General features: G+C 68.5%; 10 protein-coding genes. 7 read left to right on the top strand and 3 right to left on the bottom strand.

The genetic code is table 11. From position 1 onward, the window contains the following. Positions 1-17 precede the first annotated feature (17 nt). The 6 genes from uvrB to aroQ all read left to right on the top strand — a co-directional run bounded on the left by uvrB (position 18) and on the right by aroQ (position 6290). Positions 18-2159 (top strand): excinuclease ABC subunit UvrB, encoded by a 2142-nt coding sequence (gene uvrB / locus ACWD2L_RS12980; RefSeq protein WP_351342649.1) that lies wholly within the window; start codon positions 18-20, stop codon positions 2157-2159. A gap of 150 nt (positions 2160-2309) precedes the next feature. Next, complete coding sequence (locus ACWD2L_RS12975; RefSeq protein ID WP_351342651.1) at positions 2310-2888, top strand: TerD family protein; 579 nt, start codon at positions 2310-2312, stop codon at positions 2886-2888. A 269-nt stretch (positions 2889-3157) separates the two neighbouring features. After that, a complete protein-coding gene (locus ACWD2L_RS12970; RefSeq protein ID WP_351342652.1) occupies positions 3158-4147 on the top strand; it encodes a TerC family protein in 990 nt (329 codons plus the stop codon). Between the two features lie 129 nt (positions 4148-4276). After that, the gene (locus ACWD2L_RS12965; protein ID WP_351342654.1) at positions 4277-4579 is read left to right on the top strand and encodes a hypothetical protein; all 303 of its coding nucleotides are present in this window, start codon (positions 4277-4279) and stop codon (positions 4577-4579) included. A 52-nt stretch (positions 4580-4631) separates the two neighbouring features. Further along, complete coding sequence (locus ACWD2L_RS12960) at positions 4632-5732, top strand: calcium:proton antiporter (RefSeq protein WP_351342656.1); 1101 nt, start codon at positions 4632-4634, stop codon at positions 5730-5732. A gap of 84 nt (positions 5733-5816) precedes the next feature. After that, the gene (aroQ, locus tag ACWD2L_RS12955; protein ID WP_351342658.1) at positions 5817-6290 is read left to right on the top strand and encodes a type II 3-dehydroquinate dehydratase; all 474 of its coding nucleotides are present in this window, start codon (positions 5817-5819) and stop codon (positions 6288-6290) included. Positions 6291-6338: 48 nt separating this feature from the next. Here the strand turns inward: aroQ and ACWD2L_RS12950 are convergent, their stop codons facing one another. Both ACWD2L_RS12950 and ACWD2L_RS12945 read right to left on the bottom strand, forming a co-directional pair. Then, positions 6339-6995, bottom strand: a complete 657-nt coding sequence (locus tag ACWD2L_RS12950) for an MBL fold metallo-hydrolase (RefSeq protein ID WP_351342659.1) — start codon at positions 6993-6995, stop codon at positions 6339-6341. Positions 6996-7004: 9 nt separating this feature from the next. After that, the gene (locus tag ACWD2L_RS12945) at positions 7005-7736 is read right to left on the bottom strand and encodes a maleylpyruvate isomerase family mycothiol-dependent enzyme (RefSeq protein WP_351342660.1); all 732 of its coding nucleotides are present in this window, start codon (positions 7734-7736) and stop codon (positions 7005-7007) included. Positions 7737-8034: 298 nt separating this feature from the next. On the opposite strand from ACWD2L_RS12945, the gene uvrA reads away from it, so the two are divergent. Then, positions 8035-11109: an excinuclease ABC subunit UvrA gene (uvrA, locus tag ACWD2L_RS12940; RefSeq protein WP_351342661.1), complete on the top strand. Its 3075-nt coding sequence runs from the start codon at positions 8035-8037 to the stop codon at positions 11107-11109. Positions 11110-11228: 119 nt separating this feature from the next. Here the strand turns inward: uvrA and ACWD2L_RS12935 are convergent, their stop codons facing one another. After that, positions 11229-12155: a carbohydrate kinase family protein gene (locus ACWD2L_RS12935; RefSeq protein WP_351342663.1), complete on the bottom strand. Its 927-nt coding sequence runs from the start codon at positions 12153-12155 to the stop codon at positions 11229-11231. Positions 12156-12259 lie beyond the last annotated feature (104 nt).

Below are 12259 nucleotides of genomic sequence, written 5' to 3'. Positions count from 1 at the left end.
GTCGTACGGTGGATTCCATGCGGCCCGTATCCAAGATCGAACGCACGGTGGCACCTTTCGAGGTCGTCAGTCCGTACCAGCCCAGCGGTGACCAGCCCGCGGCCATCGCCGAGCTGGAGAAGCGCGTGACGGGAGGCGAGAAGGACGTCGTCCTGCTCGGCGCGACCGGCACCGGCAAGTCCGCCACCACAGCGTGGATGATCGAGAAGCTCCAGCGCCCCACGCTCGTGATGGCGCCGAACAAGACGCTTGCCGCCCAGCTGGCCAACGAGTTCCGCGAACTGCTGCCGAACAATGCGGTGGAGTACTTCGTCTCGTACTACGACTACTACCAACCCGAGGCGTACGTTCCGCAGTCGGACACGTACATCGAGAAGGACTCCTCGGTCAACGAGGAGGTGGAGCGCCTGCGCCACTCCGCGACGAACTCGCTGCTGACCCGCAGGGACGTCGTCGTGGTCGCCTCCGTCTCCTGTATCTACGGTCTCGGTACTCCGCAGGAGTACGTGGACCGCATGGTCCCCCTGAAGGTCGGGGACGAGATCGACCGGGACGACATGCTGCGCCGCTTCGTGGACATCCAGTACACGCGCAACGACGTGGCGTTCCAGCGCGGCACCTTCCGGGTGCGCGGCGACACCATCGAGATCTTCCCCGTCTACGAGGAGCTCGCGGTCCGCATCGAGATGTTCGGCGACGAGATCGAGTCGCTCTCCACCCTCCACCCCCTCACCGGCGAGGTCATCAGCGAGGACGACTCGCTGTACATCTTCCCGGCGACCCACTACGTGGCAGGCCCCGAGCGCCTGGAGCGCGCGTCCAACGACATCGAGAAGGAGCTGGAGGGGCGCCTCGCCGAGCTCGAGAAGCAGGGCAAGATGCTCGAGGCCCAGCGCCTTCGCATGCGGACCACGTACGACCTCGAGATGCTCCGCCAGATCGGCTCCTGCTCCGGTGTGGAGAACTACTCGATGCACTTCGACGGCCGTGAGCCCGGCTCCCCGCCGAACACGCTGCTCGACTACTTCCCGGACGACTTCCTGCTGGTGATCGACGAGTCGCACGTCACCGTGCCGCAGATCGGCGCCATGTACGAGGGCGACGCCTCCCGCAAGCGCACCCTCGTGGACCACGGCTTCCGCCTGCCGTCCGCGCTCGACAACCGCCCCCTGAAGTGGGAGGAGTTCCAGGAGCGCATCGGCCAGACCGTCTATCTGTCGGCGACCCCCGGCAATTACGAGCTCGCGCGCGGGGACGGCCACGTCGAGCAGATCATTCGCCCCACCGGTCTCATCGACCCCGAAGTCGTCGTGAAGCCCACCGAGGGCCAGATCGACGACCTGGTGCACGAGATCCGTACGCGCACGGAGAAGGACGAGCGCGTCCTGGTCACCACGCTCACCAAGAAGATGGCCGAGGACCTCACGGACTACTTCATCGAGCTCGGCATCCAGGTGCGCTACCTGCACAGCGACGTCGACACGCTGCGCCGCGTCGAGCTGCTGCGCGAGCTGCGCGCGGGCGAGTTCGACGTGCTGGTCGGCATCAACCTGCTGCGAGAGGGGCTCGACCTCCCCGAGGTCTCCCTGGTGGCGATCCTGGACGCCGACAAGGAGGGCTTCCTGCGCTCCGGCACGTCGCTGATCCAGACCATCGGCCGCGCGGCGCGAAACGTCTCGGGGCAGGTCCACATGTACGCCGACAGGATCACTCCGGCGATGGCGAAGGCCATTGACGAGACCAACCGCCGCCGGGAGAAGCAGGTCGCGTACAACGAGGCGAACGGGATCGACCCCCAGCCCCTCCGCAAGAAGATCAACGACATCGTAGCGTCCATCGCGCGCGAGGACGTCGACACGGAGGCGCTGCTCGGCACCGGGTACCGCAAGGGCGGCAAGGACGGAAAGGGTGCCAAGGCCCCCGTCCCCTCGGGTGGCAAGGCGGACAAGGCGCCGGCCAAGAAGAAGCGCGGCAAGGCGGACGAGACGGTTCCCACCGACCGTCCCGCGGCCGAGCTGTCCCAGGAGATCGAGGAGCTGACCGAGCGGATGCGGGCCGCCGCCGGGGATCTCCAGTTCGAGGTCGCGGCGCGGCTGCGCGACGAGGTGTCGGAGATGAAGAAGGAACTGCGCCAGATGAAGGAGGCAGGCATCGCCTGACCTGCCCCGTGGGGCGGGGTGGTGAGGGCGTGTCGCAGGACCGCCACAACCCCCGTCCGCGGTGGCGGCGTTGTCAGTACCGCCCTCTAGAGTTTGGGCCAACCGCGCACATGGCGCGGCAACAGGGGACGGTTCGAGAGGGGACAACGCGTGGGCATCGACTTGACCAAGGGCCAGGCCATCAGCCTGGAGAAGCAGGGCGGGGGCACCCTCACGTCCGTACGGATGGGACTCGGCTGGCAGGCGGCCCCTCGGCGCGGCCTGTTCGGCACCCGCACGCGGGAGATCGACCTCGACGCGTCGGCGGTCCTCTTCGCCGACAAGAAGCCCGTCGACGTGGTCTTCTTCCGCCACCTCGTCAGCGACGACGGCTCGGTGCGGCACACCGGGGACAACCTGGTCGGCGGCGCGGGACAGGGCGGCGACGACGAGTCGATCGTCGTCGACCTGCAGAACGTCCCGGCCCATGTCGACCAGATCGTCTTCACGGTCAACTCCTTCACGGGACAGACCTTCCAGGAGGTGCAGAACGCGTTCTGCCGCCTGGTCGACGAGACGAACGGTCAGGAGCTCGCCCGCTACACGCTCGACGGCGGCGGGAAGTATACGGCGCAGATCATGGCGAAGGTGCACCGTGCCGGCGCCGGCTGGCAGATGACGGCCCTGGGCGCGGCGACCAACGGGCGCACGTTCCAGGACCTGATGCCCGCGATCCGGCCCAGCCTGTAGCAGTGACGAAAGCCCCTCGGAGGAGGGGCCTCTGACCTGCGGACTTGGTTACTATTTTACCTTTACCTTTACCTTTCATGGGTGTTTCGAGTACGCTCCTTGACGCGGAGGGGAGTACTCCAACGCGGCGTTCCCGTCAATACGGACGACAGGCCCGAAAGCCTTCGATCCCGGGGCGCCGGCTCGGGCCGCGCTCAGGCGCTCGGGTGGAAGAGACCTCCGGCAGCGACGACGCTGATCAGTAGCCGTACGACGCCGGAGGCGCAGTAGTGGACGTATCAATGACTGTGTGGGTGCTGACCGTTCTCGGTCTGTGTGCCCTGGTAGCGGTCGACTTCTTCATCGGGCGAAAGCCCCACGACGTATCGATCAAGGAAGCGGGCATCTGGACGGTCGTCTGGATCGTGCTCGCCGCGCTGTTCGGCGTGGGCCTCGTGCTCTGGGGCAGCGGCCAGGCCGGCGGCGAGTTCTTCGCGGGCTTCATCACCGAGAAGTCGCTCAGTGTGGACAACCTCTTCGTCTTCATCCTGATCATGGCGAAGTTCTCGGTCCCCACCCAGCTGCAGCAGCGCGTGCTGCTCTTCGGTGTGCTCATCGCGCTCGTGCTGCGGGCGATCTTCATCGCGGCGGGCGCCGCGGTCATCGCCAACTTCTCGTGGGTCTTCTACATCTTCGGCGCGTTCCTCATCTACACCGCGTGGAAGCTCATCAAGGAGGCCATGACCGACGAGGAGGACGAGGAGTTCGAGGAGAACCGCGTCCTTAAGTCGATCGAAAAGAAGTTCGGCGTCGCGGACCAGTACCACGGCACCAAGCTGTTCATCCAGCAGCACGGCAAGAAGGTCATGACGCCGCTTTTGGTCGTCATGCTCGCCATCGGCATGACCGACGTGCTGTTCGCCATGGACTCGATCCCGGCGATCTTCGGCTTGACCCAGGACCCGTACGTCGTCTTCACGGCGAACGCGTTCGCGCTGATGGGTCTGCGCCAGCTGTACTTCCTCATCGGCGGCCTGCTCAAGAAGCTGGTGCACCTCAGCTACGGCCTGTCGGTGATCCTCGCCTTCATCGGCGTGAAGCTGGTCCTGCACGCGCTGCACGAGTCCGGAGTGCACGTACCGGAGATCTCCATCCCGGTCTCCCTCTCCGTCATCTGCGGCGTCCTGATCATCACGACGATCACCAGCCTCCTCGCCTCGAAGAAGCAGGCCGAGAAGGACGCGGCCGAAGCGGCTCAGAAGGACAGCATCGAGGCCTGACGGCGTCGGGCGTAGGAATTACCAGCACCGGGAGTGGCGCGCGGCCGATTGCCGCGGGCCCCTCCCGGTGCTTCTTTGTGCCCTGAGCGCGTCCCGCGGGGGCGTGAGGGCACGACGGGGGAGGACCCCATGAAGTTCATCCAGATCATCGACTTCGAGTCCCAGCGATTCGGCGAGATGCGGGAGCTGCTCGAGGCCTTCGAGCAGCGGATGCAGGGCACTGAGGGCGGCCCCACGCACCGGATGATGCTCAAGGACCGGGACACCACGGGCCGCTATCTCGCGGTCATCGAGTTCGAGTCCTACGAGGACGCGATGCGCAGCAACGAACACCCCGAGGTGGCCGAACTCAACCGGCAGCTCTCGGCCCTGTGCACCCGTCCGCCGGCCTTCACCAACTTCGACCTCAAGGACGTGCGCGAACTCAAGTGACGTACGCGCGCGTGAAGTCGCGACCCCACCCGGTCACGGGCACCATCGATGAATGATCACCAGAGTGCGGGCGCTGAGTACGCAGTGGACCGTGGTGGTGCCACTGATCGCGATCGTGCTGCTCGCGTTCACCTGGGGGCGCGGGCTGCCGGGTGCCGTGGTCGCCGTCGTCGCGGTGGTCCTCGCGGCCTCCGTACTCGCGGCCGTGCACCACGCGGAAGTCGTCGCCCACCGGGTCGGTGAACCCTTCGGTTCGCTGGTGCTCGCCGTGGCCGTGACGATCATCGAGGTCGCGCTGATCGTCACCTTGATGGCCGACGGCGGGGCCAAGAGTTCCACGCTCGCCCGCGACACCGTGTTCGCCGCCGTCATGATCACCTGCAACGGCATCGTCGGTGTCAGCCTGCTCGCTGCCGCGCTGCGGCACCGCGTGGCGATCTTCCAGTCCGAGGGCACCGGGGGAGCGCTCGCCACCGTGGCCACGCTCGCGACGCTCTGCCTGGTCCTGCCGACCTTCACCACCAGCAAGCTCGGCCCCGAGTTCTCCACCTCCCAGCTGGTCTTCTCGGCCGTCTCCGCGCTTGTCCTGTACGGGCTCTTCGTCGCGACGCAGACCGTGCGCCACCGCGACTACTTCCTGCCGATCACCAAGCACGGCGAGGTGATCGACGCCGACGACCACGCGGACGTGCCGAACACCAGGACCGCCCTGTTCAGCCTCGGCCTTCTCGCGCTCGCCCTGGTCGCCGTCGTCGGACTCACCAAGGGCGTCTCGAAGACGATCGAGCGGGGCGTGGAGGCGGCCGGCATGCCGCAGGCGGTCGTCGGCGTGATCATCGCGCTGCTCGTGCTGCTGCCCGAGACCATCGCGGCGCTCCGGGCGGCGCGCAGGGACCGGGTGCAGACCAGCCTCAACCTCGCGCTCGGCTCGTCCATGGCCAGTATCGGCCTCACGGTGCCGGCCGTCGCCATCGCCTCGATCTGGCTGACCGGGCCGCTCGTCCTCGGGCTCGGCGCCACGCACATGGTGCTGCTCGCGCTGACCATGGTGGTCGCGACGCTCACCATCGTTCCGGGCCGTGCCACGCCGCTGCAGGGCGGCGTCCATCTGGTGATCCTCGCCGCGTACATCGAGCTCGCCGTCACGCCCTGACCGGCCTGTACCCACCGCCCTTCGGGCGGTAGTGGCGCCGTGATAGACCCTCAAGGAGCAAACGCTCTTCTACGGAGGTCCCTCGTGCCGCGCACGCTCGCCAACGCCCCGATCATGGTTCTCAACGGCCCGAACCTGAACCTGCTCGGCAAGCGCCAGCCGGAGATCTACGGGCGCGACACCCTCGCCGACGTCGAGGCCCTGTGCGTGAAGGCGGCTGCCGCGCACGGCGCCACCGTGGACTTCCGGCAGTCCAACCACGAGGGCGAGCTCGTCGACTGGATCCATGAGGCGCGCGAGAACCACGTGGGCGTCGTCATCAACCCCGCCGCCTACTCGCACACGTCCGTGGCGATCCTGGACGCGCTCAACACCTGCGACGGCATGCCGGTGGTGGAGGTCCACATCTCCAACATCCACCAGCGCGAGGAGTTCCGGCACCACTCCTACGTATCGCTGCGCGCCGACGGCGTGATCGCCGGATGCGGCGTGCAGGGATACGCGTTCGGGGTGCAGCGAGTGGCGGCGCTCGCCGCGCCGGGGGCGGCGCAGGCGTAGCACGCGGCCTTTTACAGGGCGGGCCGAGGCGAAAAGCCCGCCTACAGGTCACCAGCCCCGCTCGCGCCACTCCTGGATGTGGGGACGTTCGGTGCCCAGCGTCGTGTCGTTGCCGTGTCCCGGGTAGACCCACGTCTCGTCCGGCAGCGTGCCGAAGATCTTCGTCTCCACGTCGTCGACGAGGCTCGCGAAGGCCTCGGGGTCCTTCCACGTGTTGCCCACGCCGCCCGGGAACAGGCAGTCGCCGGTGAAGACGTGCGGGTGGCCGTGCGGGTCGTCGTAGACCAGGGCGATCGAGCCGGGCGTATGGCCGACGAGGTGGCGGGCCGTGAGCGTGATCCGGCCGAACTCGATGGTGTCCCCGTCGTCGACGGCTACGTCGGTCGCCACCGGGATCCCCTCGACGTCCTCGCGTCCCGCGTACGTGCGCGCGCGGGTCGCCTCGACGACCTCCTGGAGGGCCTGCCAGTGGTCGCCGTGCCGGTGCGTGGTGACGACGGCCGCGATGCCGTCCGCGCCGATGAGGTTGCGCAGCGTCTCCGGCTCGTTCGCCGCGTCGATCAGGAGCTGCTGATCGGTTGCGCGGCAGCGCAACAAGTAGGCGTTGTTGTCCATCGGCCCGACCGCGACCTTGGAGATCATCAGGTCCTGCAGCTCGTGCACATCCGCCGGGCCGCCGACCTTCACCGCTCCGTTGTACGTCATGGATTCAGCCTATAGCGGGGGCAGGGACGGCAGGGAGCCCCGGTCGACGGTGAGGGCGCTGCCGTCCCTGCGGCCCGCGAGCCAGCCCAGAAGGTCCGCCTGGTGGCCCTTGATGACGATCCCGAGCTCGGGGTCCGGGCTCGCGCCCGACTTGATCTCCTCCAGGGAGAACTTCTGTACGGCTCCCGTGGAGATCATCCGGCCGTCGTCCTGCTTGATCAGCAGCGGCGGCAGGCCGGGGTGATCGCGGAACCGCTTCGTGAGGAAGTTGATCTCCCGCTGGGTGAACTCGGCGGAGAGGTCCTCCAGCTCATAGCCGATCCCGAGGTCCACGTGGTGCATTTCGACCTCGGTCCAGCGCCGGAACGGCAGGTTCGAGGCGAGATCCTTCACACCGTTGCGCAGCACCACCGTGCGGGTCCAGTCGGTGTCCTCGGCCCCCAGGCGCCGGAAGCGCTCGGCGCTGTCCTGTACGTCGCCGAGCTGCTCGCGCAGTCCGCGCGGGGCGTCCCGTTCGATGTCGGCGTCTCGGGACCGGGCACTCTCGTACATGGGGCGGCCCTCGAGGACGTTGCCGAGCGCGTCCGCATTGCGGGCCAGGTGGGCGAGAACGTGCCCGCGGGTCCACCCCGGGAGCCGTGACGGCTCGGTCACGGCGGCGTTGTCCAGGGTGCCGACCGCGGCGAGCAGCCGGTCGGTCGCTTCGCGTACTGAGGCCAGGTCGCGCACATGATCACTCATGGCGCCGACGATAGCCCCGCCACACGTTCGGGTGAAGGTGGCCTACGGAGGCCTATGATCCGCATGAATCGAATGTACGTGCTATATGGTCGAGGGCGACGTCGGGCATGCTTGGTGGTCCGGGTTTGTTACCAACCAGGGAATCCGACCGGCGTTGTCAGTGGCTCCCTCTAGTCTTCGAAGGACAGCCTTCTCAGGGCCGCTCCGCCTCGATCGCGGCGTGAGCGCTCTCGAGAGTCAGACCGCGAGAGACGGGGGCCCGCCCCTGTCACTTATCTCCAGAAAGGTGCGGACCGGCGTGGCCGACCGTCTCATCGTCCGTGGCGCGCGCGAGCACAATCTTCGGAATGTCTCGCTCGACCTCCCGCGCGACTCCCTCATCGTCTTCACCGGTCTGTCCGGCTCCGGTAAGTCCTCCCTCGCGTTCGACACGATCTTCGCCGAGGGCCAGCGCCGGTACGTCGAGTCGCTGTCGTCGTACGCCCGCCAGTTCCTCGGCCAGATGGACAAGCCGGACGTCGACTTCATCGAGGGCCTCTCCCCGGCCGTCTCGATCGACCAGAAGTCCACGTCGCGCAACCCGCGCTCCACGGTCGGCACCATCACCGAGGTCTACGACTACCTGCGCCTGCTCTTCGCGCGCGTCGGCAAGCCGCACTGCCCCCAGTGCGGCCGGCCCATCGCCCGCCAGTCGCCGCAGGCCATCGTCGACAAGGTCCTGGAGCTGCCCGAGGGCAGCCGCTTCCAGGTCCTGTCGCCGCTCGTGCGCGAGCGCAAGGGCGAGTTCGTCGACCTCTTCAGCGACCTCCAGACCAAGGGCTACTCCCGCGCGCGTGTGGACGGGCAGACGATCCAGCTGTCCGAGCCGCCGACGCTGAAGAAGCAGGAGAAGCACACGATCGAGGTGGTCGTCGACCGCCTCACTGTGAAGAGCTCCGCCAAGCGCCGCCTGACCGACTCCGTGGAGACCGCGCTCGGCCTCTCCGGAGGCATGGTCGTGCTCGACTTCGTCGACCTCCCCGAGGACGACCCGGAGCGCGAGCGCATGTACTCGGAGCACCTGTACTGCACGTACGACGACCTGTCCTTCGAAGAGCTGGAGCCGCGCTCCTTCTCCTTCAACTCGCCCTTCGGCGCCTGCCCCGACTGCACCGGCATCGGCACGCGCATGGAGGTCGACCCCGAGCTGATCGTTCCCGACGAGGAGAAGTCGCTCGACGAGGGCGCCATCCACCCGTGGTCGCACGGGCACACGAAGGACTACTTCGGCCGCCTCATCGGCGCCCTCGCCGACGCGCTCGGATTCCGTACGGACATCCCCTTCGCCGGCCTTCCGCAGCGCGCCAAGAAGGCGCTCCTGAACGGCCACAAGACGCAGATCGAGGTCCGCTACCGCAACCGGTACGGGCGCGAGCGCCGCTACACGACGCCGTTCGAGGGCGCCGTCCCGTTCGTGAAGCGCCGCCACAGCGAGGCCGAGTCGGACACGAGCCGTGAGCGCTTCGAGGGCTACATGCGCGAGGTGCCCTGCCCGACCTGTGAGGGCACGCGACTGAAGCCGCTGATCCTGGCCGTCACGGTCATGGGGAAGTCGATCGCCGAGGTCTCGGCCATGTCGATCAGCGACTGCGCCGACTTCCTGAGCGAGATGAAGCTGAACGCGCGCGACAAGAAGATCGCCGAGCGCGTCCTGAAGGAGGTCAACGAGCGGCTGCGCTTCCTGGTCGACGTGGGCCTCGACTACCTGTCGCTCAACCGCGCGGCGGGCACCCTCTCCGGCGGCGAGGCCCAGCGCATCCGGCTCGCCACGCAGATCGGCTCCGGCCTCGTCGGCGTCCTGTACGTGCTCGACGAGCCGTCCATCGGCCTGCACCAGCGCGACAACCACCGGCTCATCGAGACGCTCGTCCGGCTCCGCGACATGGGCAACACGCTCATCGTGGTCGAGCACGACGAGGACACCATCAAGGTCGCCGACTGGATCGTCGACATCGGCCCCGGCGCGGGCGAGCACGGCGGCAAGGTCGTGCACAGCGGTCCGTTGAAGGGACTGCTGGAGAACCCCGAGTCGATGACCGGCCAGTACCTGGCGGGCAAGAAGGCCATCGAGATGCCGGACATCCGCCGGCCCGTGGACCCGGGACGCCGCCTCACCGTGCACGGCGCCAAGGAGAACAACCTCCGCGACATCGACGTGTCCTTCCCGCTGGGCGTCCTCACCGCCGTCACCGGAGTCTCCGGATCCGGCAAGTCGACGCTGGTGAACGACATCCTGTACACGCACCTGGCAAGGGAGTTGAACGGGGCGCGGTCCGTCCCCGGCCGCCACACGCGCGTGGACGGCGACGACCTAGTCGACAAGGTCGTGCACGTCGACCAGTCGCCCATCGGCCGCACGCCGCGGTCGAACCCGGCGACGTACACCGGAGTCTTCGACAACGTCCGCAAGCTGTTCGCCGAGACGACCGAGGCGAAGGTGCGCGGCTATCTGCCGGGCCGCTTCTCCTTCAACGTCAAGGGCGGCCGCTGCGAGAACTGCTCCGGTGACGGCACGATCAAGATCGAGATGAACTTCCTGCCGGACGTGTACGTCCCGTGCGAGGTCTGCCACGGCGCGCGCTACAACCGGGAGACGCTGGAGGTCCACTACAAGGGCAAGTCCATCTCCGAGGTCCTGGACATGCCGATCGAGGAGGCGCACAGCTTCTTCGAGGCCGTCCCGGCGATCGCCCGCCACCTCAAGACGCTCAACGACGTGGGCCTCGGCTACGTCCGGCTCGGGCAGCCCGCGCCGACGCTCTCCGGTGGTGAGGCGCAGCGTGTGAAGCTCGCCAGCGAGCTGCAGAAGCGTTCCACGGGCCGCACGGTGTACGTGCTCGACGAGCCGACGACCGGTCTGCACTTCGAGGACATCAGCAAGCTCATCACGGTGCTCTCGGGCCTCGTCGACAAGGGCAACACGGTCATCGTCATCGAGCACAACCTCGACGTCATCAAGACCGCCGACTGGGTCGTCGACATGGGCCCCGAGGGGGGTAACGGCGGAGGTCTCGTCGTCGCGGAGGGCACCCCGGAGGAGGTCGCGGCGATCCCGACGAGCCACACCGGAAAGTTCCTGCGTGACGTCCTCGGCGCCGACCGGGTCAGCGACGCGGCCGTGCCGGCCGCGCGTCCCCGTAAGGCGGCGAAGAAGACCGTGGCGGCGACGAAGGCCCCGGCCAAGAAGACGGCCGCGGCGAAGGCGACCGCCACCAAGACGGCCGCGGCGAAGGCGACCGCCACCAAGGCGACCGCCAAGACGGCCGCGAAGAAGCCCACAGCCAAGAAGGCGACCAAGGCGACCAAGGCGACCGGGAAGGCCCGTAAGGCCTGACACAGGTCTGTCCGTCCCGCCGACGGACGAGCGACGGCGCCCCGTGGGGAACTCCCCGCGGGGCGCCGCACGTTCAGATCCGGCCGACCCTCACGAGCCGCCCCTCACGAGGCCGTCCCTCACCACGCGACGCCCGCCAGCTCGGCGGCGTACGGCGGCTCCGCGCCCGCCCGTGAGCAGGTGACCGCCGCCGCCCGCGCGGCGAACCGCAGCAGCCGGGACCAGTCGTCGCCGCCGAGCGCGGCGATGGCGGCGGGGGAGAGGGCGTCCTGGCGCGAAAGCCCGTGCAGCAGCGCGGCGTTGACGGTGTCACCGGCGCCGATCGTGTCCACGACGTCGACCCGCTCACCCGGTATCGCGTACTCGCCCCCGTCCCGTGTGAGTACGGTGAGCCCGTCCCCGCCGCGCGTGATCACCACGGCGGCCGGTCCCGCGGCCAGCCACTCCTGAGGTGTGCCGCCCAGCCATTCGGCGTCGTCCTCGGAGAGCTTCAGCAGCGTCGTCGACGCCAGCCAGTTCTTGAAACGGGCCCGGTAGGCGTCCGCGTCGGGGATCAGTCCTGCCCGGATGTTCGGGTCGAGCGCCGTGCACACGCCCTGCGCGGCTGCCGAGCGCATCACGTCCTCGTACGCGGTGGCGCCCGGTTCGAGCGCCAGCGAGCAGGTGCCGAACGACATCGCGCGCGTGCCGGCGGGCAGCGCCTCGGGCACCGCGAAGAGCCGGTCGGCCGTCCCCTCCACGTAGAACGAGTACCCGGCGGAGCCGTCGGCGCCGATCGAGGCCACGGCGAGCGTCGTCGGCTCGTCGCCCCGCTGCACCGGGGACACATCCACTCCGGCCGACCGCAGGCCGCCGAGCAGGGCCTCCCCGAAGGCGTCCCGCGACACCCGGGAGCAGAACGCCACGGACGAGCCGAGGCGGCCGAGCGCCACCGCCGTGTTGTACGGGCCGCCACCGAGCCGCGGCGCGAGGGCGGGCAGCTCGCCGTCGGTGGGCACGCCCTGGGGGACGAGGTCGATCAGTGCCTCTCCGGCGACGACAATCACGGTGTTTCCTTTCGAGCGGGCAAGCGGACGAGCACCGGCAAGCGAGCGAACCCGGGCAAGCGACCGAGCACGGGCAGGCGACCGCCCGGTCGGACCTGCGATCA

The sequence above is a fragment of the Streptomyces sp. NPDC002754 genome (assembly GCF_053592315.1).
This window is presented reverse-complemented; position numbering and strand designations above follow the sequence as displayed.